This window comes from Sinorhizobium sp. B11 (genome assembly GCA_039725955.1).
Taxonomy (GTDB): Bacteria; Pseudomonadota; Alphaproteobacteria; order Rhizobiales; family Rhizobiaceae; genus Rhizobium.
Genome location: CP091034.1, coordinates 2,133,706 through 2,159,832 on the forward strand (window position 1 = coordinate 2,133,706; position 26,127 = coordinate 2,159,832).

At 61.5% G+C, this 26,127-nt stretch carries 27 protein-coding genes and 1 pseudogene; 14 read left to right on the top strand and 14 right to left on the bottom strand.

Translation table 11 applies throughout. From position 1 onward, the window contains the following. Positions 1–3: 3 nt before the first annotated feature. Complete coding sequence (locus LVY75_20385) at positions 4–411, bottom strand: GFA family protein (protein ID XAZ25494.1); 408 nt, start codon at positions 409–411, stop codon at positions 4–6. Positions 412–664: 253 nt separating this feature from the next. On the opposite strand from LVY75_20385, the gene LVY75_20390 reads away from it, so the two are divergent. Beyond that, positions 665–2,266 carry a methionine--tRNA ligase gene (locus tag LVY75_20390; GenBank protein ID XAZ25495.1) on the top strand — a complete coding sequence of 534 codons (1,602 nt, stop codon included), beginning with the start codon at positions 665–667 and terminating at the stop codon, positions 2,264–2,266. Between the two features lie 141 nt (positions 2,267–2,407). On the opposite strand, the pseudogene LVY75_20395 reads toward LVY75_20390, so the two are convergent. Further along, positions 2,408–3,022, bottom strand: a pseudogene (locus tag LVY75_20395) (pyridoxamine 5'-phosphate oxidase family protein). Between the two features lie 48 nt (positions 3,023–3,070). After that, positions 3,071–4,021, bottom strand: coding sequence for a lysophospholipase (locus LVY75_20400; protein XAZ25496.1), 951 nt, complete (start codon positions 4,019–4,021; stop codon positions 3,071–3,073). Between the two features lie 45 nt (positions 4,022–4,066). Here LVY75_20400 and LVY75_20405 point away from each other — a divergent pair, with 45 nt between their 5' ends. Further along, positions 4,067–4,534: a MarR family transcriptional regulator gene (locus LVY75_20405; protein ID XAZ25497.1), complete on the top strand. Its 468-nt coding sequence runs from the start codon at positions 4,067–4,069 to the stop codon at positions 4,532–4,534. A 6-nt stretch (positions 4,535–4,540) separates the two neighbouring features. Here LVY75_20405 and LVY75_20410 read toward each other — a convergent pair whose 3' ends face one another. The 4 genes from LVY75_20410 to LVY75_20425 form a co-directional block, all read right to left on the bottom strand. Continuing rightward, positions 4,541–4,927 (bottom strand): hypothetical protein, encoded by a 387-nt coding sequence (locus LVY75_20410; protein XAZ25498.1) that lies wholly within the window; start codon positions 4,925–4,927, stop codon positions 4,541–4,543. Between the two features lie 55 nt (positions 4,928–4,982). Further along, positions 4,983–5,393, bottom strand: coding sequence for an SgcJ/EcaC family oxidoreductase (locus LVY75_20415; GenBank protein ID XAZ25499.1), 411 nt, complete (start codon positions 5,391–5,393; stop codon positions 4,983–4,985). Between the two features lie 185 nt (positions 5,394–5,578). Continuing rightward, a complete protein-coding gene (locus tag LVY75_20420) occupies positions 5,579–6,766 on the bottom strand; it encodes a low temperature requirement protein A (protein ID XAZ25500.1) in 1,188 nt (395 codons plus the stop codon). Between the two features lie 54 nt (positions 6,767–6,820). Beyond that, positions 6,821–7,195: a DUF971 domain-containing protein gene (locus LVY75_20425; protein ID XAZ25501.1), complete on the bottom strand. Its 375-nt coding sequence runs from the start codon at positions 7,193–7,195 to the stop codon at positions 6,821–6,823. Positions 7,196–7,331: 136 nt separating this feature from the next. Between LVY75_20425 and moaA the strand changes: the two genes are divergently transcribed. Both moaA and LVY75_20435 read left to right on the top strand, forming a co-directional pair. Continuing rightward, positions 7,332–8,378: a GTP 3',8-cyclase MoaA gene (moaA, locus tag LVY75_20430; GenBank protein XAZ25502.1), complete on the top strand. Its 1,047-nt coding sequence runs from the start codon at positions 7,332–7,334 to the stop codon at positions 8,376–8,378. A gap of 207 nt (positions 8,379–8,585) precedes the next feature. Next, positions 8,586–9,092 (top strand): GNAT family N-acetyltransferase, encoded by a 507-nt coding sequence (locus LVY75_20435; GenBank protein XAZ25776.1) that lies wholly within the window; start codon positions 8,586–8,588, stop codon positions 9,090–9,092. Positions 9,093–9,114: 22 nt separating this feature from the next. Here LVY75_20435 and LVY75_20440 read toward each other — a convergent pair whose 3' ends face one another. From LVY75_20440 to LVY75_20450, 3 genes are all read right to left on the bottom strand, one after another. After that, positions 9,115–9,744: a GNAT family N-acetyltransferase gene (locus LVY75_20440; protein ID XAZ25503.1), complete on the bottom strand. Its 630-nt coding sequence runs from the start codon at positions 9,742–9,744 to the stop codon at positions 9,115–9,117. 162 nt (positions 9,745–9,906) lie between these two features. Next, positions 9,907–10,113: a CsbD family protein gene (locus LVY75_20445; GenBank protein ID XAZ25504.1), complete on the bottom strand. Its 207-nt coding sequence runs from the start codon at positions 10,111–10,113 to the stop codon at positions 9,907–9,909. A gap of 118 nt (positions 10,114–10,231) precedes the next feature. Then, on the bottom strand, positions 10,232–12,787 hold the full coding sequence (locus tag LVY75_20450; protein XAZ25505.1) for a methyl-accepting chemotaxis protein: 2,556 nt from the start codon (positions 12,785–12,787) through the stop codon (positions 10,232–10,234). Positions 12,788–13,098: 311 nt separating this feature from the next. On the opposite strand from LVY75_20450, the gene LVY75_20455 reads away from it, so the two are divergent. Genes LVY75_20455 through mobB form a run of 3 tightly spaced genes read left to right on the top strand, consistent with a single transcriptional unit; the run spans position 13,099 to position 15,211 of the window. Continuing rightward, entirely contained in the window at positions 13,099–14,007 is a 909-nt protein-coding gene (locus LVY75_20455; protein ID XAZ25506.1) for a DMT family transporter, read from the top strand. Positions 14,008–14,024: 17 nt separating this feature from the next. Continuing rightward, positions 14,025–14,654 carry a molybdenum cofactor guanylyltransferase MobA gene (gene mobA / locus LVY75_20460; protein ID XAZ25507.1) on the top strand — a complete coding sequence of 210 codons (630 nt, stop codon included), beginning with the start codon at positions 14,025–14,027 and terminating at the stop codon, positions 14,652–14,654. 32 nt (positions 14,655–14,686) lie between these two features. Next, the gene (gene mobB, locus LVY75_20465; GenBank protein ID XAZ25508.1) at positions 14,687–15,211 is read left to right on the top strand and encodes a molybdopterin-guanine dinucleotide biosynthesis protein B; all 525 of its coding nucleotides are present in this window, start codon (positions 14,687–14,689) and stop codon (positions 15,209–15,211) included. A 338-nt stretch (positions 15,212–15,549) separates the two neighbouring features. Here mobB and LVY75_20470 read toward each other — a convergent pair whose 3' ends face one another. After that, positions 15,550–17,823: an OmpA family protein gene (locus LVY75_20470; GenBank protein ID XAZ25509.1), complete on the bottom strand. Its 2,274-nt coding sequence runs from the start codon at positions 17,821–17,823 to the stop codon at positions 15,550–15,552. 326 nt (positions 17,824–18,149) lie between these two features. Between LVY75_20470 and LVY75_20475 the strand changes: the two genes are divergently transcribed. The 7 genes from LVY75_20475 to LVY75_20505 all read left to right on the top strand — a co-directional run bounded on the left by LVY75_20475 (position 18,150) and on the right by LVY75_20505 (position 23,603). Continuing rightward, positions 18,150–18,923 (top strand): transporter substrate-binding domain-containing protein, encoded by a 774-nt coding sequence (locus LVY75_20475; protein ID XAZ25510.1) that lies wholly within the window; start codon positions 18,150–18,152, stop codon positions 18,921–18,923. A gap of 111 nt (positions 18,924–19,034) precedes the next feature. Beyond that, complete coding sequence (locus LVY75_20480) at positions 19,035–19,808, top strand: transporter substrate-binding domain-containing protein (GenBank protein ID XAZ25511.1); 774 nt, start codon at positions 19,035–19,037, stop codon at positions 19,806–19,808. 113 nt (positions 19,809–19,921) lie between these two features. Continuing rightward, a complete protein-coding gene (locus LVY75_20485; protein XAZ25512.1) occupies positions 19,922–20,728 on the top strand; it encodes an ABC transporter permease in 807 nt (268 codons plus the stop codon). Continuing rightward, positions 20,725–21,555 (top strand): ABC transporter permease, encoded by an 831-nt coding sequence (locus LVY75_20490; protein XAZ25513.1) that lies wholly within the window; start codon positions 20,725–20,727, stop codon positions 21,553–21,555. The genes LVY75_20485 and LVY75_20490 overlap by 4 nt, the downstream gene beginning before the upstream one ends. A gap of 162 nt (positions 21,556–21,717) precedes the next feature. Then, entirely contained in the window at positions 21,718–21,984 is a 267-nt protein-coding gene (locus LVY75_20495) for an usg protein (protein XAZ25514.1), read from the top strand. A 43-nt stretch (positions 21,985–22,027) separates the two neighbouring features. Then, positions 22,028–22,849 (top strand): class I SAM-dependent methyltransferase, encoded by an 822-nt coding sequence (locus tag LVY75_20500; protein XAZ25515.1) that lies wholly within the window; start codon positions 22,028–22,030, stop codon positions 22,847–22,849. A 70-nt stretch (positions 22,850–22,919) separates the two neighbouring features. After that, positions 22,920–23,603 (top strand): glutathione S-transferase family protein, encoded by a 684-nt coding sequence (locus tag LVY75_20505; GenBank protein XAZ25516.1) that lies wholly within the window; start codon positions 22,920–22,922, stop codon positions 23,601–23,603. A gap of 15 nt (positions 23,604–23,618) precedes the next feature. Here LVY75_20505 and maiA read toward each other — a convergent pair whose 3' ends face one another. The 3 genes from maiA to ssuC form a co-directional block, all read right to left on the bottom strand. Then, on the bottom strand, positions 23,619–24,269 hold the full coding sequence (gene maiA / locus LVY75_20510) for a maleylacetoacetate isomerase (protein ID XAZ25517.1): 651 nt from the start codon (positions 24,267–24,269) through the stop codon (positions 23,619–23,621). Positions 24,270–24,431: 162 nt separating this feature from the next. After that, positions 24,432–25,253: an ATP-binding cassette domain-containing protein gene (locus tag LVY75_20515; GenBank protein ID XAZ25518.1), complete on the bottom strand. Its 822-nt coding sequence runs from the start codon at positions 25,251–25,253 to the stop codon at positions 24,432–24,434. A gap of 11 nt (positions 25,254–25,264) precedes the next feature. Then, the gene (ssuC, locus tag LVY75_20520) at positions 25,265–26,101 is read right to left on the bottom strand and encodes an aliphatic sulfonate ABC transporter permease SsuC (protein ID XAZ25519.1); all 837 of its coding nucleotides are present in this window, start codon (positions 26,099–26,101) and stop codon (positions 25,265–25,267) included. Positions 26,102–26,127: the final 26 nt, after the last annotated feature.

Genomic DNA, 26,127 nt, shown 5'->3' on the forward strand with positions numbered 1-26,127 from the left:
CGACTAGCGTAACTGCTGATCTGACGGCGCATGCTCGTTTTCGTCATAGAGCCGGACATCGGGTACAGCGGGCAGCCAGGGTTCGCGCCTGATAGTCCAGACTTCGACCATCGGGTGGATGTCGTTCGGTGCCTGATCCAGGGTGCCGATGAAGACTTCCACAGCGTCGTCGAGCATGAAGAACAGCCGAGAGCCGCAGATCGGGCAGAACGATCGTTTGTCGTAGGTGCTGATCTCACCGTCCATCTTGAACTTCGAGTGCCGCCAGTTCGCTGTGGCCGAAAAGATCGAGCCCGTCAGCTTCCGGCATTTGGTGCAGTGGCAGAGCCCGGACTGATATGGCTCGCCCTCGACTTCGTAGCGCACCGCGCCGCACATACAGCCACCCATCCTCACGCTTTCCGTCGCCATCGCTTCCTCCACGCATCAAGGTACCGCAGAATAGCTGACAATGCGTCGAAAGCAGCCCGCTTGTCGGATGCGGCTCCAGGTGTTACCAATTCCGCATGGACAGAACCGTGATCAGCACGTCGGTGATGATGATGCCGCGCTCATAGCGTGGCGGGTTTCGTGCGTCCATAATGCACCAGCGACCGCCCTCGAGGCGGTCTTTTCATGTGTCGATCCGTCTCGCGGGGCAACTAGCCCTCGAAAGGATCAACAGATGAACAAGATCTATATCACCACTTCGATCCCCTATGTGAACGCTGCCCCGCATGTGGGCTTTGCGCTCGAACTCGTGCAGGCCGATGCCTATGCGCGCCACTTCCGACTGCTCGGCCGCGATGTCCGGTTCCAGTGCGGTACCGATGACAACAGCCTGAAGAACGTCCGCTCGGCGGAAGCTGCCGGCCTGCCTGTGGCGGATTTCGTCAATGCCAATGCCGACCGCTTCGAGCAGCTGGGGATACGGCTCGATATCTCCAACGACGAGTTCGTCCGCACTTCGCGCGACCCGCGGCATGTCGCCTGCGTGCATGCCCTGTGGAATGCCTGTGCTGACAATGGCGACCTCTACCGCAAGGCCTATGAAGGTCTCTACTGCGTCGGCTGCGAGCAGTTTTATGAACCATCCGAACTCATCGATGGGCGCTGCCCCGAGCACCGTATTCCGCTCGAACTGGTGCGGGAGGAGAACTGGTTCTTCCGCCTCTCACGTTATGGCGACCGGCTGCTGCACCTCATCGAGAGCGACGGACTGAAGATCGTGCCGGCCCACCGGCGCAACGAAGTGCTGGCGCTGCTGCGCCGCGGCCTTGAGGATATCAGCGTCTCGCGTAGCGCCGAACGGGCACGCGGTTGGGGTGTTCCCGTGCCTCTGAGCGATGAGGTCGTCTACGTCTGGTTCGATGCGCTGGCGAATTACCTGACCGGGCTCGGCCATGGCGCCGATGAGGAGCTCTTCAATCGCTACTGGACTGCCAGCGGTGAGCGCATCCACGTTGTCGGCAAGGGCATCTCGAAATTCCATGCCATCTACTGGCCGGCTATCCTGCTCTCGGCCGGTCTGCCGCCACCGTCGTCGATCCTGGTGCATGGCTATGTGACGGTCGACGGCAGAAAGATCGGCAAATCCGCCGGCAATGGCATCGACCCCAATAGCATAGTCGATGCCTATGGCACGCCGGATGCGCTGCGCCATTACCTGCTCCGGCATATTCGCTCGGGCGATGATGGTGACTTCTCGGCCGAGCGTCTGGAAGCCGCCTGGACAGGAGAGCTCGGCGGCCAGCTCGGCAATCTCGCCAACCGGGTCCTGGCACTGGTCTCTTCGGCTTTCGAAGGGGTCGTTCCGCCGTTGCAGGAGAGTGATTTCACGCAGGAGGCGGCACGGCTTCCAGCGAAAGTGGCTGAGGCCTTCGACGCCTATGAGCTGCATGTCGGCCTTGCGGATATCTTCGCCTTCGTCGGTGAGGCGAACCGGCGCTTCGCCAAGGGTGCACCGTGGGTAGATGCAAAGGCACTTTCGGGGGATCTGACGACGGCGGAGAGGAAAACGACCGGCGACCGCCTCGGTGCCTGCATTGCCGAGCAGGTCTATGGGTTGGCGGTGGTGGCGCGTTGCCTCCTGCCGTTTCTGCCGCGCTCCGCCGTGGCATTGCATGGAAGATTGGGAATTGCATTGCCTGAAGTATACGGGGCGCCGCTTGTGATTGATGGAGTAAAGACGGCGTCGGATGCTGTGCTGTTTCCGAGGAGGGAAGCAGCCTCACGACACCACGGCAAGGCCCCTGCCCAACCCCTCCCCACAGGTGGAAGGGGCTAACTCCGGGGCACCGCCTTACTTCCTCTCAAACCTCGAAAGTCTAGAGAGCGGGAGCCGCAAATTAAGCCCTCCCCTGTGGGGAGGGTTTGGGCCGGGTTCCTTGTCGCCTCTAAAACGAGCCTTGCGCAGCAACCCCTAACCTCACCACATCGTCTTCGCAGCCCGTGCCGGCCATTCGCGATCGTAGGTTTCGTGGTCGAAATCCCCAACAGCATCCTTCAGCATCTGACCGGGCGTCGGCAGATTGGCGGGGTCGACGAAATGTTCGGCATTCCAGAGCTCGGCGCGCATTACCGCCCGGGCGCACTGGAAATAGACCTCGACGATGCTGATGACGATGACCGTACGAGGATGCTTGCCGTCCATCTCGAAGCTTTCGAGCAGCGCCTCGTCATTGGACACTACCCCGCGCCCGTTGATGCGCATCACCGTGTTCGAGCCGGGAATGAGGAACATCAGCGAGAGGCGCGGGTCGCGCACGATGTTGGAAAGCGAATCGACGCGGTTTGTTGCCGCGCCAGTCCGGCAGATGCAACGTGGTATCGTCGACGATACGCACCACAACCGCCGATATCGCCGCGCGGCGAACAATCCAGCCCCTCAGGCCCGATAGTTTGCCAGCGCCACGAAGGGCGAGATCTCGATCATGCCCCGGTAGAGCGGCGTCAGCGCTTTCGTCACCTTGTCGACCGAAGCCTGCGACAGTCCGCCTCCATAGATCGCATTGAGCTCTTCGATCGTGCTGATGATCTTCATCTGTGTCCCGCCATGGTATCGGCCGCCTGACTTGCGGCCGGCCGGACGCTACACCGATGCGCGCCGCGCCGGAAGCTCTGATATCGGAATGATCTCAGCATCTTTTTTGATGTCTTCGTCGGCAAGGAAAGCCACGACTTCGCCGAGAACCGGCCCTGCCGACATGATGCGCCGGTGGCCGAAGCCATTCGCCCAGGAAAGCCGCACGTGACTGCCCGAAGCCGCATAACGCCGCGCGTGGGCGGCACTGACTTCCTTGTCGTCCTCGGCATGAATGACGAGCACCGGCTTGCCGATGCCTGCTGCCGTTTTTCCCGCGTCGAAATCCTCTAGTCTCCGGCCGGTGATACGCTGCACGGCATCCTCGAGCGCGGCCTGTGCGGGCGATTTCAGCCGCAGGATCCTTCCGAAATCGGTAAACAGCCATTGCATTTCGCTCGGCGAGCCGATCAGCACCATGCGTTCGCACGAGACGGGCTTTATGTCCGGCAGAATAGCGGAGGCCGAGACCATCAGCGCGGCCCCGCCGAAGGAATGGCCGATGACCGCATCGAACCGTCCGAAACGCGCTTCCGCCGCCGCAATCGCCTTGACCGCCAGCCCCATATGCAGGAAGCGCCCGCCGGCGCGGCCATGACCGGGGAAATCGAGCGCGATCACTTCGGCGCCCGTCCCGGCAAGCATCGTCACCAGATCGGCCATATAGGCCATGCCGGAGCCCCATCCATGGGTAACGAGGTAGCGCTTGCGCCGCCCGAGCGCCCCGCCATTCAGTCGGTACGCATGCGCGCGCCGGCCTTCGACGGGCAACGTGAACTGCTCCGCGCCGGCCAGCCTGGCGACACCTGCCGCATACGCTGCCCTGGCTTTCTCGCCTTTCGGCTTGGCGGATGGCGTTCGGCAGAACAGCCGGAAGGCCGCCTCACCGGCAAGGCGTGGGGAAACGGCTTGCATGAGCGAAAATCCGAGGCGCGTGACCTCCAGCGCAAATTTTGCCATGATGGGATTCCAATAATGTTCAACACTGAACAATAAAGTACAACGATGAACAAAAATCAATCCCTGCCCTGGGATCATCCGCGTTTTCGCAGCTGGATCGCGGTGGCTCGCGCCTGCCAGCTCATGCAGCAGTCCCTCACCCGCTCACTCTCCGATCTCGATATCAAGCCGCCGCACCTCGATATTCTCGTCAATCTCTACCGCTTCGAAGGCATTTCGCAGCAGGAACTTGCCCGCAAGCTCCTGGTCGGCCGCTCCAATATGAGCATGCTTCTGCCGCAGATGGAAAAACGCGGCCTGATCCTGCGCCGCGACGACGAGCGCGACAAGCGCGTGCTGCGCCTGCACCTGACGCCCGAGGGACGCAAGTTGACCGAAGAGGCCATGGCCATTCAGACCGCTCTGATCGAGCGCACGCTCTCGGCAGAACCGATCGAGCAATGCATGGCAACGGCCGATTCGATGGAGCGCATCATCGGCGTGCTGCTGCAGGATCTGCGGGACGAGGAATAGGCCTTTCTAGGCGGAAGGCTCCAGTTCTTCTTTTTCTTCATCGAACCGGCCGCGCTTTAGGAAAACCTCCAATGCCCGCTGCGCTTCGGGGACGATGCGGTCGAGCCAACCCGTTTCGATGAGAGCGTGCTCTGTAATGGTAGCCGGAGTATCGTCGCACGCCGCGACGACCAACCGGCGCAGCACCATTAACTGCTCGCGCTCTTCGATAGACATCGCTGAATTCGGAGCGATATCGCCTTCGTCGGCAACCCAATCGAAAAAGAAATTGAAGTAGCCGCTGACACCGAAGAGGCGCAAACCATCGACGCCATCCGCCAGAATACCGATTACCTCGATGATCCTGTTGCGGACTCGCTGATCGAGCACGCGCGGAGATGGTTCGTTTTCCATAACTTTCATCCCAAATGACTTCCGCAGAGACGAGCCAGCTTTTGTTCTCGTTGCTTCATGTCTCCGTGGTCCGGCCCTCGTCAAGCAGATCGGTCCCATAGGAATTATCGATCACACAAAGCCATTTGCCATCAAGCCTACGGAACACATAGGTCGCGCGGCGGGTGATCGTACTCACCACGCCATCGGCTCCCGTCGTCTCCAGCACCGCCTCAGCAAGAACGAGCGCGGTATCGCCACCCTCGACGACCTGCATCCTGTCCTGCGTGATCTTGAGTGAATGGTTGAAATAATCGGCGATCGCCACGAAGGCCTTGCCGATCTTCTCCTTGCCCGAGACCTCCAGCCCCGGCCGGATGACGAGTGTTGCCTGCTCGTCGTAAAGATCCATCAGCGCATCGAAATCCTCGGCCATGATAGCGCGGTCGGCTGCATCGATAACGGTCTTTAGTTCGTGAAATGCCATATCCGTCTCCTGTAGGGCCGGGCGACGGACAAAAGAAAACCCGCCTCGCCGGCGGGTCGCATTCTGGAAGCTTTATGCGCGCAAACCCACCATTCACAAGATGGTGCGAACAATCAGCAGGCGGTTGGCGCAAAGCTGTTCCATGCGCCGGTTTTCTCACAGGATCGGAATACTGTCCAGCCGCCTCAGTGCAGCGCCGGCCCGGCCGGCGCTTTCGTCAGCGACTTGTACTCCCAGGCCGCCACGACAATCAGCACCAGTGCCGCCAGGATGCCCAACACATAGACTTCCATGAAGGGCGCGAAGAATGTGCAGAGGATCAGGATGACGATGCCGGCGAGATGGGATAGCGGCAAGCGGCCGCTGGTGGCGCCCTTGAACCAGAGATTGCCGACCAGGAACAGGCCGGAGCCGCCGAGCACGGAAGCAGCGATGGCGAGGCTGCCCGTGTCATATGGGTGCTCGAACATCCATTCCACCGCCACCGCATGCACGATGATGCCGGCAAGAACAGGGATATGCGCATAGGTGAAGGCCTGCCGCGCGAGACTGCCGGGCGTATCGGCATGTTCGATACGGTGCGCCGCCCGTTCATGGCCGAAGCGGAAATAGAGCCACCACATGGCGACCGTGCCGATGAAGCCGATCAGGAAGACGACGCCGGTGATGGCGGAAAATTCCATCTCCGAGAAGGTGCGGCCGGAAACGAGGATTGCCTCGCCGAGGCAGATGATGATGAAGAGCGCACAACGCTCCGCCATATGCGCGCCGGAAACGTCCCATTCCTCCGTCTTCGACCGGCCGAGACCGGGTACGGCAAAGGCAAGTGCCGGTCCTGTATATTCGATCAGCAACGCGATCACCCAGCAGATCAGCCGCGCTTCATGCTCCAGCAGACCGCCTGCAATCCAGAAGACACCGGCTGCCGCAAAGTAGATGGTGATGCGCACGAAATTGATGACGGCCGAGCGGCCTGCAGCCCGCATCGCATAGGTGGTGAAGAGCGAGCGGCCGACCTGCATCAACACATAGGCCGAGGCGAAGAGCAGGCCCTTCTCGCCGAAGGCCTCGGGAATGGAAGCCGAGAGCACGAGGCCGAGCAGCATCAGCACGACCAGCATCGATCGTACCGGCATGCGCTCCGGGTCCAGCCAGTTCGTGGCCCATGCCGTGAAGATCCACACCCACCAGACGGCAAACATCATGAGTGCGGCTTCGGCAGCACCGAGCAGCGTATAATGCGCAAAGAGCGCATGCGAGAGCTGGGAGACGGAAAAGACGAAAACGAGATCGAAGAAAAGTTCCAGGAATGTGACCCTGCTGCCGGTATGCCCATGGGCCCGCAGCCAGCTCTTGTTATGCGTTTGCGTCATGTGCCCCCCGGCAGCTGGTGAAATTCAAAGCAATTCCAGCAAAAGTGTATAGCTCTATCGCGGCCGTTCGGTCACGTCGCGGCTCATCCCCTTTTCCTTGAGCTCTTCTTCATAGGCGGAAAAGAGTTCGAAGCCGCGTTCGCCGAGTTCGCGCAGATAGGTCCAGGTAAATATGCCGGTATCATGCATGTCGTCGAAGCCGATGCGCACGGCATAGTTGCCCGTCGGGATGACGGACACGATGGCGACATTGCGCTTGCCCGGCACCGTGACCTTCTGCCCTGGCCCGTGCCCCTGCACCTCGGCCGAGGGCGACAGTACGCGCAGCAGCTCGGCCGAGAGATCGAAGCTCTGGCCGTCATTGAAGCTTATCACCAGCCTCTGGCGGTCCTTCGAGATCCTGATTTCGGTCGGCCAGATATCGCTCATCTCAATGTCCTCTTCTGATGCGAGGAGTAGGCGCTGATCTTTTTCGGCGCAAGCGCAAATTCGCTTGATGCCGCGGCCTGTTTCCCTTGACGCCACAATAGCATATGCCCACATTGAAACGAGTACGGAGACAGACGTGAACAGCAGTGTCGGAACGATTGGCAATGCCTCCCCGCTGGTAGCTGGTGCAGGACCGATGATCGACCCCTTCGGTCGTGCGGTCACCTATCTGCGTGTCTCCGTCACGGACCGCTGTGATTTCCGCTGCACTTACTGCATGGCGGAAAACATGACCTTCCTGCCCAAGAAGGATCTGCTCACGCTGGAAGAGCTCGACCGGCTCTGTTCCGCCTTCATCGCCAAGGGTGTGCGCAAGATCAGGCTGACCGGCGGCGAGCCGCTGGTGCGCAAGAACATCATGCATCTGGTCCGCCAGCTTGGAAAACAGATCGGCTTCGGCCTCGACGAGCTGACGGTTACCACCAACGGTTCGCAGCTCGCACGCCATGCGCAGGAACTCTTTGAGTGCGGCGTGCGCCGCATCAACGTTTCGCTCGACACGCTCGATCCGGATAAATTCCGCAAGATCACCCGCTGGGGCGATTTCGCCAGGGTGATGGAAGGCATCGATGCAGCCCAGAAAGCCGGCCTGAAGATCAAGCTCAATGCCGTGGCGCTGAAGGATTTCAACGAGGCGGAGATGCCGGACATGCTGCGCTTCGCGCATGGCCGCGGCATGGATCTCACCGTCATCGAAACCATGCCGATGGGTGAGATCGAAGAAGACCGTACCGACCAGTACCTGCCGCTCTCCAAGCTGCGCGCCGATCTCGAACAGCAGTTTACGCTTGAAGATATCGATTACCAGACCGGCGGCCCTGCCCGCTATACCAGGGTCGCGGAGACCGGCGGCCGCCTCGGCTTCATCACCCCGCTGACCCATAATTTCTGCGAAAGCTGCAATCGCGTGCGCCTCACCTGCACCGGCACGCTCTACATGTGCCTCGGCCAGAATGACGCTGCCGACCTGCGCTCCGCCCTGCGTGCCACCGAAGATGACGGCCTGCTCCATGCGGCAATCGACGAGGCCATCACCCGCAAGCCCAAAGGCCATGATTTCATCATCGACCGTACCCATAAACGCCCGGCTGTCGCCCGGCACATGAGCGTTACGGGTGGGTGAGGTCCGGTGCCGCGCAGCGGCAGCAATCGATCCAGTGAATCGATTGCCGGACCGAACGCCCGAAGCCATGCGAAGGGCCGGCAAAGGCCGGTGCCGCCCAGCGGCAGTAATCGATCCCGTGAATCGATTGCAGGACCGAACGCCGGCAGCCATGCGAAGGGTCGGCAAAGGCCGGTGCCGGCTGTGATCGACAGCCACGCCCCGACGATGGAGGCCCGCCGCACCGACAGGCTGTTGCTGCGCCCGCCGACGTTGGAGGATCTTCCTTTTCTGACGGAACTGTTCGCAAGGCCTGAACTGGTGGCGCATCGACCCGTGCCCCAGCCGGATAGCGCCGAGGAAAGTGCTGCACGACTGGCAAGGGACATGGCGCATTGGAAGCAGCATGGCTTTGGCCGCTTTGCAGTCGTCGCCGATGGTGAGCTGATCGGCTTTGGCGGAGTGACCGTGTCGAACGAGTTCGACGCTCTCAACCTTTCCTATCACCTCGATCCGCGAAGCTGGGGACACGGTTACGCAACCGAACTCGTTTCCGGCATTCTGGCCTTTGCCTTCGACGAACTGGGTGCCCGGCGGATTATCGGCCTGGTACGGCCGGCCAATCCAGCATCCCGCCGCGTTCTCGAGAAATGCGGCTTCGGCTTCGAGCGCGAACTCACGCTCCACGGTGCGCCAACGAACTTTTACAGCCTTCTATCCCCGAGCTCCGGATGAGCGTCTTGCGCCTGGCGCGGCCCTATTCGAGGATCGGCACATGCGGCGCCGCCGACCGGGGCAAAACCCCGGTCAGCCGCGGATCGTCCGCGACCTCGATCATGAATGCGTAGGGTTTGAAACCGGACCGCTGATAGAACGGCAGTGCATTCGGATGGTCGAAGTGGCAGGTGTGCACCCAGAGCCGCTCGATCGGATGCGCCCAGGCGATGGATAAAGCGTGATTCATGAGATAGCGCCCCGCCCCGGTGCCAATGGCGTTTTTGCCCACGCCGAAGAAGACCAGTTCACATTGGCCGGGCTGGCGAAAATCAAGTTCCAGCATACCGACTTGCCGGCCGTCCGAGAGCAGCACGTAGATCTCCACCAGGGGGTCGCCGATAATGGCCTTCAGCGCTTCATCGCTCATGACCAGTCGGGAAACCCACAGCCAGTCCTCGCCGATCGCCCGGAAGAGCTGCCGGTATGTCTGCGGATCGGGCGCCGGCATTCTCTCCAAGGAAAGCCCCGCGATATTCCTTGCCTCCCTCGGCAGCGGCTTCTCGGTCATTTCCAGGCAGGTGACGGCGTTGGCAAGCTTGCCCCGGGGAACCGCAGAATATCCCATCGGGAGCTCCGGGTTTGACTTATCTGGTTTTTCCGCAGTGCTCATGGTTCGTATATCCGCTGTGCTCGGTTCCAAGATATCTAACGGAGAACAGGATTCGGCCATAGCATCAACACGGCGTGCCGCGGCTGATAGCCGGCACAAAAAAAGCCCCGCGCGAGCGGGGCCAAGTCTATGTGAGTGGAAGACTATGATATCGGATTGTTATCAGTGCCAGGTCTGGCTGTCGTACCAGGTATCGACATCTTTGCGGATACGGTCCTTTTCGTAGCCGTAGCGTTCCTGCAGCTTGCCTTCGAGCTGTTCGCGGCGGCCGTTGATCTGGTCGAGGTCGTCGTCAGTGAGCTTGCCCCACTGTTCCCTAACCTTGCCCTTCATCTGCTTCCAGTTGCCTTCAACACGGTTCCAATCCATCGCGGTTCTCCTTTGTTGGACATGGTTGGAAAACGACCGGGTCGGCTAATTGTTCAAAAGAAAAACCCGCGGTTGGAAAACCGCGGGCTCTTTGTGATCTCATTGCCGATGCACTGACTTAGGCAGCGCGGCCCGTCCAACGCCCTTCGGCGCGGCCATATCCATGCACCTCACCCTCCTCGCCGGTGCGGAAGCGGTTGACCTTGTCCGAGAGCATGTCGACGCGCTGGCGCAAGCCCTGGATCTCGGCATTGTTCTCTTCCACCATCGCCGCATTCTGCTGGGTAATCAGCTCGACGTCATGCACCGCCTTGCTGACCTCGTGAATGCCGGTCGATTGCTCGCCGGTGGCTGCCGAAATCTCGGAGACGAGGCGCTGCACGCCGCCGACATGGGCGATGATTTCGGCAAGCGCCTGGCCGGTTTCCTCGACGAGTTGCACGCCGCTCTGCACCTGGCCGGAACTTGCCGAGATCAGTTCCTTGATCTCGCGGGCGGCCTTGGCGCAGCGCTGGGCGAGTTCGCGTACTTCCTGCGCCACCACGGCAAAGCCACGTCCCGCCTCGCCTGCCCGCGCGGCTTCCACGCCGGCGTTCAGTGCCAGCAGATTGGTTTGGAAGGCGATCTCGTCGATGACGCCGATGATGGTGGCGATCTTCTCGGACGAGCGGTTGATTTCGCTCATGGCGTCGACGGCCTTGGCGACCACTTCGCCGGAACGAGTTGCGAAAACCTGCGTCTCGTTGACCGAATGCGCGGTCTGCTTGGCGCGGTCGGCGGTGGAGCGCACGACGTCGCTCAGGTGTCGCAGCGCCCGCGAACTTTCCTCAAGGGCGGCCGCCTGCTGTTCGGTGCGGCGGGCAAGGTCGTCAGCCGAGGACGCGAGATTGCCCGTGCCGCCCTTGATCTCGACGGTGGCGCCACGCACATCGGCAAGCGTCTGGCGCAGTGCCTCGACGGCATGATTGTAGGTATCGGCCATATCGACGAAATCGGCGGCGAGATCGCGGCGCATGCCGATCTCGAGATTGCCCTCGGCCAGCGCATTCAGTACGTCGGAGAGCGCATGCAGCGCCTGCTTCTGCTCGGCCTCGATGCGAGCGCGTTCGGCGGCGCGGCGGCTTGCCTCATCGGCAGAGAGCGCACGGGCACTTTCGGCCTCCCTCTCGAGCCGGACATTTTCGACCGCCGCATCGCGGAAGACGGCAACCGAGCGCACCATGTCGCCAATCTCGTCGCCCCGGTTGCGGCCTTCGATGGCAACTTCGAGATCGCCATTTGCAAGCCGCGTCATCACCTCGGAGACGCGCTTCAGCGGGCCGCGCAGCGTCTCAACCAGCATCAGGCCGCCGACAATGGCAAGCAGCGTGCCGAGGATCATGGCAAAGACGGAAACATTGGCCGAACGCTCGCTGTCCTCCTTGCCGAGTTCCTGTGCCTGGCTGACGAACTGGCGAAGAGCGGCCATGGCGCCGGAAAGGATTTCGGAGGATTGCTGGCGGGCCGCCTTCCAGTCCGCCGCAGCCTTCAGCATGTCGGCCGAACGAGAGGTCAGCGAAGCCGCAGCCGGGGCAATCTTGTCCGCAAAAGCCTTCATCACTGCATCATTTGCACCGAGCGCCGAGATCTTTCCGGCGGTTTCGGTCAGAGCCTTGAGGTCGGCAAGAACCACGTCCCGCGCGGCGGCATCACGCGCGCTCAGCATCTGGCTCACATGCACCTGCAACCGGTCGGCACCGTCGCGCACCTGGTCGACAGAGGTCAGAAGCTCGCGCTGTTCGGCAATACTCTTGTCGAGGCTGACGAAGCGGGCGGACGCCGTATCGCTGTTCTTGGCCGATTGCAGCGTCATCTGCCCCTCGGTGTTGACGAAGCCGGTCAGGAGCGGCGCCATGCCGGAGGCCTTCTCATCCGGTGTGCCGTTGCCCTTCAAGAGCGCATCGAGCTTGCCGGCCGTTTCGGCGACCTGTGCGATCAGCGGCTGGCCATCCTTGGAGACCATTTCCTTGGCGACAGCGAGCTGCTTCAGGATCTCGGCAATATGCTGCTGGGCGGCTTCGATCTGCTCCTCGGGCGTAAAGCCCATCTGGATGTCGACGCGCATCGCGCCCATGATATCTGTAAGCGACTTGAAGGCGGCAGAATCGTAGAGCAGCGCCTTGGCGAAGATTTCCTTGTCGGTGAAGTCCTTGCGCACCAGATCGGTCTGGCCGCCGGCTTCATCCGCAGCAGCCGAAATCGCCTGCACCGTCGTGTCGATGGCCGCAACGCTTGCATCCTCTGCCTGACGCAGGCTCCACAGCGTCTCCTGCTGCTTGCGCATGGCGGAGGCCAGGCCGCTGACTTCGGTCAGCTGGCTGCGCTGGTCGTCCGTCTTTAGCAGCCCGTTGAGGCGCAGCACGCCGCTCTCCTGTGCATCGATCGCCTTGCCGAAGCCGGTTTTGCTCGCATCCGACGGATCGGAGACGAACTCCTGCAGTGCCGCCTGCAGGTTCTCGAAATCGGAAATGTTTTCGATCGTGGCGCGCGTCACCGTCATGTGACCGTTCAGGATGTTGGCCGTGTGGTAGCCGAGGATGCCGACGCCTGCGATCAGCACGACGAGCGGGATGACGAACAGCAGGACCTTGGTGACGATGCGACGGCTTTGCAGAAGTCGGTCGATGAAGTGCATGGATGCGGCGCCTTGAAGCTGATGGTACCGTCCAGTCCGCAATCATTCCGGATGGTTCGGCGGCATCCTCCATCATGGAGAGTGGTCGCATATTTCGCTGAATCGGTTGATACAACCTTAATCGGCAACCGGAAGATTTGGGAATTATCCTTATATTTCTAATATTTGCCGCAACTGCACAAGGATTTGCTTTACCTTGCTGCAGGTTGTACTGCAGTGCAGCATCGAATTATCGGAAGTGTGGCATTCCTCCGATACCCTTGTCCGCCGTTCCCTTCTAAAAGGGCTTGTAAGGTAAGGGAATCTCCAGCATGCCGCGATCACGCAATACCGAAGGCGCCATCTGCATGAGCATGGCGATGGCGGGCTTTTCCGCAAGCGACGCACTCTCCAAATCCGTCATAGCCTACATGAATGCCGGCGAGATCATGTTTCTGCGTGGCCTCTTCACCAGCATCCTCGTCTATCTGATCGCCTGGAAGCTGGGCGCGCTACGGCCCTGGCGCGTCATGCTCAAGCCTGTCATCGCGCTGCGCATCGCCTGCGAGATCATCGCTGCCGTCACCTACATTACCGCCCTCGGCATGATGCCGATCGCCAATGCCTCGGCAATCCTCCAGTCGCTGCCGCTGGTCGTCACCTTCGGTGCGGCACTTTTCTTCAAGGAACCGGTCGGCTGGCGGCGCTGGCTGGCGATCCTCGTCGGCCTTGCCGGCGTCATGATCATCATCCGCCCCGGCCCGGAAGGTTTTACCGCGGCCGCCCTCCTCTGTGTCGCCAGTGTTGCCTCCACCGCCGGGCGCGACCTCGCCACCCGCGGCATCAGCAGGGATATTCCCTCGCTGATGATCACGACGGTCACGGCGGTCTCGGTCGCGATCTTCGGTGCGCTGATGATCCCTTTCCTCGGCGGCTGGGAACCGGTCAGCGTCACCTCGCTTTCGCATCTGCTGCTCGCCTCTGTGCTGGTGCTGGTCGGCTACCAGTCGGTCATCCTCGCCATGCGTACTGGCGAAATCTCCTTCGTGGCGCCCTTCCGCTATACGAGCCTGATCTTCTCGTCCCTGCTCGGCTTCGTATTCTTTGCCGAACTGCCGGATTTCTGGACGCTCGTGGGCGCCGCCATCGTTATCGCATCAGGCCTCTATACGTTCTATCGTGAGGCTAAGCGTCACGTGCCGCCGGTCGCCCAGGAATCGGCGCCCCGTTCGCCCGTGTGATCGTCAGAGGTACCGCCATGACCGACTTCGTGCTCGACCAATCGACCATTCCAGGTGTCGTGCTGGCCGGCGGCCGCTCATCGCGCATGGGCCGCGACAAGGCGGGCGTCATGCTCGGCGGCCGCAGCCTGCTTTCGCATGTCCTGGCTCGCCTCTCGCCGCAGACGGCGGAGATCGCCGTCAATGCCGACACAGCCGTCGGACACGACCTGCCCGTCGTCTCCGATCGTATTCGCGGCAAGGCGGGGCCAATGGCCGGAATCCACGCGGCCATGGTCTATGGCGCCGGCCTGCCCGCCACGCATGTCGTGACTGTCTCTGTCGATTGCCCCTTCTTTCCGGCTGACCTCGTTAGCCGGCTTATGAATGCGATAAGCCATCCCGAACAGATCGCCATTGCTGCCTCCGAGGGCCGCAGCCACCCGGTCTTCGGCCTCTGGCCGACCGCGCTCGCCGCCGATCTGGAAGAATGGGTCAAGGTTGACGAGAAGCGCCGCGTGCGCGACTTCCTCTTGCGTCATGACGTAACGGAAGTGCCATTCCCGCTGCATCCGACCCGCGCCAGCCTGCTCGATCCCTTCTTCAACATCAACACGCCCGATGATCTAATCGAAGGCGAACGCTGGCTGGAGGCGCTGGGGGGATGAAGCTAGATGGAGGGATGAAGGAAGGTGGGGCAATGACGCAGAAAATCTTCGGCATCGCCGGCTGGAAGAACTCCGGCAAGACAGGTCTTGCGGTGCGCCTCGTCGAGGAATTCACCCGCCGCGGCTATCGCATTTCAACGATCAAACATGCCCACCACGATTTCGACATCGACAAGGTCGGCGCTGACAGCTACCGCCACCGCCAGGCTGGCGCCCACGAGGTGACGATCGTCTCCGGCACCCGCTACGCCATCATGCACGAGCTGCGTGGTGCGGCGGAGCCGAGCTTCGAGGAGATCCTGGCGCGGTTGGCGCCCTGCGATCTGGTACTCATCGAGGGCTACAAGCGCGAGCCGATCCCGAAGATCGAGGCGCGGCGGCTCGAATCGGCAAGGCGTGACCCGCTGGCGCCCGAGGACCCGCATATCGTGGCGATTGCGGCCGATCATGTGGTGGACGACGCGGCGGGTCTGGTGGTGTTTGATCTCGATGATACCGTCGCGATTGCCGATTTCGTGGCGCAAACAGTTGGGCTTGGGGCTCCGGTTGGCGTTTGAGGAAAGGTATGAGACGGCGGCCTCCGGAATCGGGTGTGTTGTTTTCTGCTCACGGCGTGCCGTGGGACGCCCCCCTCTGGCCTGCCGGCCATCTCCCCCACAAGGGTGGAGATCGACAAGCGGGCTGACCTTTGCGTCTCTCTACCGCTTTGCCGGGCTGCAACGCTAACAGTTTGGGGACGCCGGTGCGCCCAGCCAATCTCCACCCTTGTGGGGGAGATGGCCGGCAGGCCAGAGGGGGGTGCCACACGGCACGCGCCCTCGCTCTTCCCAGAAAATCCAAAAAGAAAGGGCGAGGCCTCGCGACCTCGCCCTCCTCATAACAGTCCGGCGCCCTCTTATCTGTTCTGTGCCACCGGCCGCACCAGCGGCGTGACACGGCGAATGGTCACACGCCGGTTCTCCTGGTTAGGCCCATCCGTATTCACCTTCAGATAGCGCTCGCCATAACCCTGCGTCGCAAGGTTCTCCGGCGGAATGCCATAGACATCCGTCAGCACGTTGGCGACCGATTCCGCGCGCTGGTCGGAGAGGATCAGGTTGCTCTGGTCCGAACCGACAGCATCCGTATGGCCTTCGATCAGGAAGGTCTCGCTCTTGTTCTTGTCGAGCACTTCGTTCATCGCATCCGCCACCTTGCGCAGCGTGCGGGCCTGGCTCATCGGAATTTCCGCGCTGCCGGTCGCAAAGGTCACAGTATCCAGGTCGATACGGCGCACCTTGTCCCGGATACGGGCGGAATATTTCACCTCGTTCAGCGAATAGACGCGTTCGACCGGCTCGACGGGCGGCTCGCTCAGGAACTCGTAATAGTCACGGTCCGGATCGGTGCTGGTGTCGATGATATAGTCATTGAGCGGCACGCGCAGACGCATCGGCGGCAGGTCGGCACCCGGATCCTCGAAGTAATCGCGGTCCGGATCCTCATAAAGCTCAGGCGAATAATAGAGCACCTCTTCCCGGCCGCGTGCATCGACGCGTGAGCGCTGGATGATGTCGCCGTAGCGGTTGCGGAGCGTCACGATGCGATAGCCCTCAGGCCGCATGATCGTCTCGCGGTACCGGTCGCCCGAAAGCTCCTCATAGCTCGGCCGTTCACCGTCGCGCAGGAAGCGGCGATCGTCGTCGCTGCGCACCACGGTGCGGTTGCCGAACTGGATGATGACGCGGCTGTCGTCGGTGCGCTCGCCGTAGCGCGCGCCGTCAGGTTGGGCGAACTGGGGACGGCGGTCGATGCGCCGGCCTTCCTCGCGGGTGATGGCCTCGATCTGTACCGGCGCACGCTGCCGGGTGCCGCTCAGCGACTGAGCTTCGGCATCGGAGGTCGGCAGCTTGAAATCCTGGCTGTCGGCGCGCTGGCGATCCCGGTCGCGGCGACCCTGCCGGCCCTGGCTGCGATCGGCATCCTTGTCGCTGTCGAGAACGGCGGCACCGTTCTGAACCGGCAACACGATGGTCTCGTTGCTCTTGGCAGGGTCCTGGGCGATCTCCTTGCGGCGCTCCAGTTCCTGCGGTGTGACCTTTTCGGGCGCCGGAATGGCCTGTTCGGCCTGCTGCGGTGCAGTGGCTGCCGGCGGCTGGCCGGGCTGCGGAGCGTTTGCGGCAGGCTGTTCCGGCTGAACCTGGCCGGCGGCGGGCTGCTCGGCCGGTTGCTGGGCTTGACCTGCTGCAGGTTGTTCAGCCTGGCCAGCGGCCGGCTGTTCGGCTGTGGCGGGCTTTTCAGCAGTCGCCGGCTTCTTGGTCGGAACGGGCTGCTCGGCGGCAGGCTGTTCTGCGGTCGCAGGCTTCTCGGCCGTTGCGGGCTTTTCAGCGGGAGCCGGTGCTTCTCCGGCCGGTGCTGCCTGCTGCTCGGTGGCAGCGGGACGCTTGCCGCCGGCCGAGCGCTTGCCACCCTGCTGCTCTGCAGGCTGTTCCGTGCTCTGCTCGGCGGGCTGCTCTGTTGTCTCGTTCTTCTGGCGCTGCGGGCGCTGGCGCGGTTTTTCAGCGGGCTGATTCGCCTCGCCTGCGGCCGGGGCTTCGGCAGCCGGCTGCTGCGCCTCAGGGGCGGCCTGCTCGGCATTCTGCTTGCGGTCGCGCTGGCGCTTCGGCTGCTCTGCGGGCGGCTGTTCGGCTTGCGGTTCGGCCCGCTGTTCCGGCTGCGCCTGACGCTGGCGCCGCGGCTTCTGCGGCTCTTCGGCGGCAGGCGCCTGCTGGTCGGGTGCTGCCTGTTCGGGCTGGGCTTCCCGCTGGCGGCGTGGACGTGCGGGCTCCTCAGCCGCAGGTGCCTGCGCTTGGGGCTCTGCCTGCGGTGCGGGTTCGCGCTGACGCCTGGGCTTCTGTTCCGGTTCCGGAGCGCTTTCGGCGGGGGCCTCGCGCTTCTGCGGCTTTTCTGCAGGCGCCTCCTGCTGCTGTTGCTGCTCTTCCGCCTGCTTCTTCCTTTTCAGAAGCTCCTCTTCGGAAGGTGCGTCCTGTGCCACCTCGTAGCTGCCCCCGATAAGGGGATTGGCGACGGTGCCGACAGCGCCGTGCTCAACCCCGCCCACTGCGGCGTAAGCGCCTACCGGCGGCACCACCAGGGTAAGGGAAAGCAGCGGAAAGGCCGCACTGGCAAACAGTCTGGATTTCATGCCCATCAGGGGTTTCCTCGTCCTTATTTTGACTTCAACCGGGGCTGACTGCCCCGCAATCACGGCTTTTTGTGCACTAAGCGAAGCACAAATCGTTAAAATGCAGATTTGTTCCTGACGCTAAGAAGGACGGGATTAACCTTGCCTGAACACCACGGTCGGGCCCTGTTCATCTCGGCTGCCGGTTGCAACGCACAACTGCGCGGGGATTCCTGTTGCAATTTTGCGAAAAAAGGTTTGATTATCGCCGCAAGACGGTGGTGGCACCGTCGAAGTGTGCGGCCGCCGGCGAACAACAACAAGACCCGGCGCCACCAACAGAGAGGATCCTCATGCGCATTTCCACCAAGCTCCTTGCTGCAGCTTCGCTAGCGGCAATGTCCCTTTTTGCCGGCGCAGCACTTGCTGACGGCGAAAAATACGTGATCGGCACGGACTCGACCTACCCGCCGTTCGAATTCGTCGACGCCAGTGGCACCATTCAGGGCTTCGACATTGATATCGCCAAGGCACTCTGCGCCGAAATGAAGGCTGAATGCTCGTTCGTCAGCACCGACTGGGACGGCATCATCCCGGCGCTCAACGCCAAGAAGTTCGACATGATCGTCTCGTCGATGTCGATCACCCCGGAGCGCCTGAAGCTCGTCGACTTCTCCAACAAGTATTACAACACCCCGCCGGCAATCGCCGTGCCGAAGGACTCCACCATCACTGACGTTGCCGGCCTCAAGGGCAAGGTGATCGGTGCACAGACTTCCACGACCCATGCCAACTACGCCGAGAAGCACCTCGCCGACACCGAGCTGAAGCTCTATCCGACGGCTGACGAGTACAAGCTCGACGTTTCCAGCGGCCGCGTCGATGCCGTCATCGACGACGTCGTCGTTCTCTCCGAGTGGGTCAAGTCCGACGCCGGCTCCTGCTGCAAGATCCTGACGACCCTGCCGGTCGACAAGGAAATCAACGGCAACGGCGCAGGCATCGCCATCCGCAAGGGCGATCCGCTGAAGGAAAAGCTCAACACGGCGATCGCCGCGATCCGCGCCAGCGGCGAGTACAAGAAGATCCAGGACAAGTACTTCGATTTCGACGTTTACGGCGAATGATAAATTCGGTATCTGGCCGATGAAGGTGATGGCGGAAGACTTGCTCTTCCGCCATTTTTTGTTCGGCAACACGGCGATGTCAAAACGGCAAAAGCCGTGAGAGGAATTCTCATGCGTATTTCCACGAAGCTCCTTGCTGCAGCCTCGGTTGCGGCATTGTCTCTCTTTGCCGGTTCGGCTCTCGCCGACGGCGAAAAATACGTCATTGGCACCGATTCGACCTACCCGCCGTTCGAATTCGTCGATGCCAGCGGCACCATCCAGGGCTTCGATATCGATATCGCCAAGGCCCTGTGCGCTCAGATGAAGGCCGACTGTTCCTTCGTTTCGACCGACTGGGACGGCATCATCCCGGCGCTCAACGCCAAGAAGTTCGACATGATCGTCTCGTCGATGGCGATCACCCCGGAGCGCTTGAAGCTCGTCGACTTCTCCGATCATTTTTACAGAACCCCGCCGGCCGTTGCTTTGCCGAAGGATTCGACCGTGACTGATGTCGCCGGCCTCAAGGGCAAGGCGATCGGCGTGCAAATCTCCACGACAAACGTCACCTATGTCGAGAAGCACTTCGCTGACAGCGAGCTGAAGCTTTACCCGACGGCTGACGAGTACAAGCTCGATGTTGCGGCTGGCCGTGTCGATGCCGTCATCGATGACATCGTCGTCCTCTCGGAATGGATCAAATCCGGTGACGGCACCTGCTGCAAGATCCTGACGGCCCTGCCGGTCGACAAGGAAATCAGCGGCAATGGCGCCGGTATCGCTGTCCGCAAGGGCGATCCGCTGAAGGAAAAGCTCAACACGGCGATCGCCGCGATCCGCGCCAGCGGTGAGTACAAGAAGATCCAGGACAAGTACTTCGATTTCGACGTTTACGGCGAATGATAAATTCGCTATCTGGCCGATGAAGGAAATGGCGGAAGGCTTGCTCTTCCGCCATTTTTGTTTGACAAAGGTGGCAATATCAAAACGGCAAAAGCCGTGAGGGGATTTCTGGCATGGGCGGATTGTTTTCCGCGCTCGGCTCCTTCTGGAGCCTGCTTGTGCACATCTTCGATCCGCTGTGCGGACCCGTCGGTATTTTCACCTGGTTGGCCCCGTCGACCATCCTTGCCTGTGGCGACACCGGCTGGGGCGACGAGATTGCGCTTGGCCTGCAGGTCACGGTTTCGGTGGCGATCGTCACCCTGCCGATCGGGCTCGTCATCGGCTTTCTCGTGGCGCTCGGCCAGCAGTCGGAAGAGAAGTCGCTGCGGCTGGCGGCCGGCATCTACACCACGATCTTCCGCGGACTGCCGGAACTTCTGACGCTCTTCATCATCTATTACGGCATGCAGATCCTGATCCAGTATCTGCTCGACATTGCCGGCTATGAAGGGCCGCCGGTCGAGATCAACGCTTTCGTCGCCGGCGTCATTGCGCTGTCGGTGGTCTTTTCCGCCTATTGTTCGGAAGTGCTGCTGTCTGCCTTTCGCGCCATTCCCAAGGGCCAGTATGAGGCCGGAGATGCGCTCGGCCTGCATCGCGGCCGCACACTGCGCCTCATCGTCCTGCCGCAACTTGTGCGTATCGCCCTGCCCGGCCTGACGAACCTCTGGATGGTGCTCTTGAAGGACACGTCCTACGTCTCGATCATCAGCCTCTCCGATATTCTGCGCCAGACGAATGTGGCCGTACGCGTCACCAAGGAACCCTTCTTCTTCTATGGCATCGCCTGCTGTCTCTATCTGGTGCTCGCCATCCTCTCCTCCTTCCTGCTTGTCTATATCGACCGCTGGGCCAAGCGTTCGGAGGTCCGCCGTTGAGCTACGCTGAAAAATTGATCGCGCCACAGGCTGCACCGCGCGCGGTGGCAAAGCCGATGACGGCCGCCCGCCTCACCGGCTACATCCTCGTCGCTTTCTGGGCACTGCTCGCAGCCTTCCTGATCCTGACCGTCATCAAGGGCTGGGATCCGGATAAGTTTACCCGTTACGGGCCGCGCTACCTGCACGGCCTCTGGATCACGCTTTCCATCGTCGCCCTCTCGGTCGTCTTCGGCGCCGTGCTGTCATTGCCGCTCGCCATGGCCCGCATGTCCGGCAACCGGGTGCTGAACTGGCTCGCCTACGGCTATATTTATTTCTTCCGCGGCACGCCGCTGCTGGCCCAGCTCTTCCTCGTCTATTACGGCCTCGGCATCTTCCGCCCGCAGATGGAAGCAATCGGCCTCTGGTGGTTCTTCCGCGACGCCTGGTATTGCGGCGTCTTTGCCATGACCATCAATACGGCCGCCTATCAGGCTGAGATCCTGCGTGGCGCGATCCAGAGTGTGCCGCACGGCCAGCATGAGGCCGCTGCCGCCCTCGGCATCCACAAGGCCATCGCCTTCCGCAAGATCATCCTGCCGCAGGCCTTCATCGTGGCGCTGCGCCCCTATGGCAACGAGATCATCCTGCTCATTAAGGGCTCGGCGGTCGTCGCAATCATTACCGTGCTCGACCTCATGGGCGAGACGCGCTACGCCTTCTCGCGCACTTTTGATTACCAGACCTACCTGTGGGCGGCGATCTTCTACCTCGCCATCGTCGAGGCGCTTCGCCACCTCTGGAACTGGATCGAACGCCGCCTGACGCGTCATCTGAAGCGCTGAAAAGACTTAGCAGCACTCCCCGATGAGTGCTGCTAAGACTTTGAAATCAAAAATAAATAGCTCTTTTACGTGCTATCTGTCAAGCTTCGGTTAACCACCGCATGATCTCATATCGTGTGGCGCTAATAAGCGCGAAGTGGGAACAAGAAGAAGCGAGACAAAATGCACAAAGACATGGAAAAACAGCTCAATGGTTATGGGCTGACGACAGCGCAGATCCTCTACCACATGCCGGATCATCCGGCCTTTCTCCAGACCTATATCTGGCAGGACTACGACCTCGCCCCGGACTTTCCGGAAATGCGCGGTTTTCTGAAATTCTGGCAGGAGAAACTGGACGGGCCGCTGCATTCGGTACGTTACATTCACCGCAGGCTCATTTCGGCAACCGAATGGCGCTCTCTTAAGGGTGAATTCATATTGCACTGAAAATGCAGTTGCGATGGTAGGCTGCGGGCTCTAAAACGCCCGCATGAACAAAAAGAAAGTCGACGAAGAGGCTCTCGCGGAAGCCTATAACCGCGCTCTTGCGCTTGAGAAAGCCGGTGATGTCGATGCGGCCGTCGAGGCTTACCAGGAGGTCCTGGCAATCGACCCCGACGATCACGGCGGCGCGGCCGTCCGTATTGCCTCCATGGGCCGCGGCGAAACGCCAGTCCGTGCGCCGGACGCCTATGTCGAAACCCTCTTCAACCAGCATGCCGAAGTCTTCGAGGATGTGCTGGTGGAGCAGCTCGGCTATCACGTGCCGATGCTCGTGCGTCAGCGCCTGCAGGATCTGAAGCTCGGCCCCTTCAAGCGCATGCTCGATCTCGGCTGTGGCACGGGTCTGACGGGCAGCGCGCTCAATGACCTCTGCGAAGAGATGATCGGAATCGACATTTCCGAGAACATGGTCGTCATCGCCGACGAGAAGGAAGTCTACGAGACGCTCTTCGTCGCCGAGGCCGAGGATTTCCTCGATGATAATGACGAAGACCCCTTCGATCTCATCACCGCGACCGATGTGCTGCCCTATCTCGGCGCGCTGGAACCGCTCTTCTTCGGCGCCGCCGAGAATATGAAGCCCGGTGGCGTTTTCGTCTTCTCCTCGGAAACCCTGCCCGAAAGGCTGGCGGACGGCCGCCCCTACATGGTCGGCCCGCACCAGCGGTTCATCCATACGGAGACCTATATTCGCGAGCGCCTCTCCGCCACCGGCTTCGAGCTCCTCGAGATGCTCGAAATCAACGTGCGCATGCAGGAAGGCCAGCCGAGCCCCGGCCATCTGGTCACGGCACGTTCTAACGGCTGAGTCTGCCATCTGGCATTTTGCAGGCGCCTTGCTTATGTCCTGAGCTGAATTTCTCAGGAAAGGTCAAAGCATGGCGCTCGTTCTCTACCAGCATCCGCTTGCCTCCTTCTGCCACAAGGTGCTGATCGCGCTTTACGAGAATGCGACGCCCTTCGAAAACCGCTTCGTCGATCTCGCCGACGAACAGTCGAGCGCCGATCTTCTGCGTTTCTGGCCAGTCGGCAAGATTCCGATCCTGCGCGACGAGACGCGCGACAGCACGGTTCCCGAAACCAGCATCATCGTCGAATATCTGGACCGACACTATTCCGGCCCGGTTCAGCTCGTGCCCGAGGAAACCAATGCCGGCCTGCAGGTCCGCCTCTGGGACCGCTTCTTCGATCTCTATGTACAGGTGCCGATGCAGAAGATCGTCATCGACCGGCTGCGCCCGGAAGGTTCGGCCGATCCGCATGGCGTCAACGAAGCGCGGGGCATGCTGTCGCTTGCCTATGACATGGTGGAAAAACAGATCGACGGCAAAGCCTGGATCACCGGCGATGCCTTCACCATGGCCGATTGCGCCGCAGCACCTGCCCTCTTCTATGCCCGGACGCTGGTGCCTTTCACGGAGAAGCGGCCGGGGCTGGAAGCCTATTATCGCCGCCTGCTGGAGCGCCCCTCCTTCGCCCGGGCGCTGAAGGAGGCGATGCCCTATTTCAAGTTCTACCCCTATAAGGAAAACCTGCCGGACGAGTTTCGGCCCCAGGAATAGCTTGCGCCCGCCATCCTAGTGAGCGTTCGAGTAACCGGGCTGCTTGGACGGATGCGCCTGCGCAAACTCCGGCATGTCGAAACAGCGCTTCCCAAGCGCCGCCACGGCCGGAAAGGCCGCGAGGTCAATCTTGTTGAATTCGGCCAGGACGATCTGGCCGGCGATGCAGATATCGGCAATGCCGGGGGTCTCGCCCAGCGCGAAGGGCGCGGGCGGGCGCCGCTTGAGCAGGCGCTCGTAGGTCGCAATTCCCTCCGTCGTCCAATGCCGGCCCCATGCCTCGATCGCGGATGCATCGGCGCCGAGGGCCTCGCCGAGATGTTTGCGCACACGCGGCACGATCAGCGGATGGGCATCGGCGATGGCAACAAGCGCCAGCGACCGGGCATAGGCTCTCTCTTTTGCGTCAACCGGCATCAGCCTTGGCTCGGGATGGATATCGTCCAGATATTCCATGATCGCCAGCGACTGGAAGAACTGATGACCATCGTGAACCAGCGTCGGCACGACATGCTCGGCGTTCACTTTCGCATAGGCGGCATCGAACTGACGCCCGGAGAGGATATCGATCTCGATTTCCTCGAACGCCAGTTTCTTCAAGGCAAGCGCGACGCGGACGCGGAAAGCGGCGTTGGAGCGCCAGAAGCCGTAGAGTTGAATGGTCATGGGAGTGATCCACTGTAATGAGTGCCAAGTTTCGCAATGATGCGAACCTGCCTAATCTAGCGGATGACCTACCCACGTGTCTCGCCTCGCGCGATCGCAGCGACGCAATGTCACTTCGTCGACACTCAAGCGCCTTGCTCTGAAAGAGGATGACTGGCGGACCTAATGCCCGCCATCACTGCCGAGAATGGCCGAAAGCAACCGCCCTTCCAGCTCCGCGAGCGCGGGATTGCCGTGACGACGCGGATGCGGATAGGGAATGGCGAGATCGAGCGCGATGCGGCCTTCTTCCAATACGATGACCCGGTCGGCCAGATGCACCGCCTCGCTGACATCGTGGGTGACGAGTACGGTGGTGCAGCCGAGTTCGCGCCAGACGCGGTTCAGCAATTGCTGCATGCTGATGCGGGTCAGTGCATCGAGTGCACCGAGCGGTTCGTCGAGGGCCAGAATGCCGGGTTTGCTGACAAGCGCGCGGGCCAGCGCCACACGCTGGCGCTGGCCGCCGGAAAGACGCGCCGGCCATTCGCCGGCTTTTTCGGCGAGCTGAACTTCGGCCAGCACAGCCTTAGCTTCTTCCAGCGCCCGCTTCTTTTCGATACCTTCGCCGAGACCGACGACGACATTGTCTGCGACACTGAGCCAGGGAAGAAGCCGGGGCTCCTGGAAGACGATGCGGGCATTGGGCTGCGTATCGCTGCCATCGGCTCCTTCGAAGCGCAACTCACCATCAGTTGGCTCATCGAGGCCCATCAGGATGCGCAGCAGCGTGCTCTTGCCGCAGCCGCTCTTGCCGATGACCGCGACAAACTGGCCGGCGGGAATATGCAGGTTGATGCCACGCAATACCCGGTTGGCACCAAAGCTCTTTTCGAGGCCCGAGAGTGTGATGGAGGCAGCGCCCTCGCCGGCGGCGATCGGCTGATGCTCGACATATTCGGCTGTATCGACGGGATGGAAACGCTCACGCGAGATGACGGTCATCGCACTAACTCCTATTTCGCGTAAGCCGGGTTCCACTTGAGCGTCCGGCGCTCAACGGCACGAGCGACGACATCGGCGAGCTTGCCCAGAACCGCATAGATGACGAGCGCCAGCACCACGACATCGGTCATCATGAATTCGCGGGCATTGTTGGCCATGTGGCCGATGCCGGAGGAAGCGGCGATCGATTCCGAGACGATGAGCGTCAGCCACATGATGCCGAGTGCATATCGCAGCCCAACGAAGATCGACGGCAGCGCGCCGGGGAAGATCACCTTGCGGAACAGCGTCCAGCCACTCATGCCATAGACCTTGCCCATCTCGATCAGGTCGCGATCGACATTGCGCACGCCGTGGTAGGTGTTGAGATAGACGGGAAAAAGCACGCCGAGCGAGGTGAGGAAGAGCTTCGATTCCTCACCGATGCCGAACCACAGGATGACGAGCGGGATCATTGCCAGATGCGGGATGGTGCGCAGCATCTGCAGCGTCGTATCCGTCAGTTGCTCCGAGAGTTTCGACACACCATTGGCAATGCCGAGCAGGAAGCCGATAGAGCCGCCGACAAGCAGGCCGGCAAAGGCGCGTGCGGCGCTGACCAGCACATCCTCGGGCAGTTGCCCCGAGATCGTCGTCGTCCAGAAGGCACTGGCGACATCGGCCGGAGACGGCATGATGCGCGAGGAAATCCAGCCGACGGAACAGCCGAGCTGCCAGAGTGCGATGATTGCAACCGGCACCAGATAGGGCAGCAGCCTGTCACGGCCGGGCAGCGGCAGGCGAAAGCCCGCCCTGCCCTTGTCGGTATCGGCGGCAACCCGCGCAAACGGCGTATCGAAAGTCGACATGTATATCTTCCTCGCGCTTTGCTTCA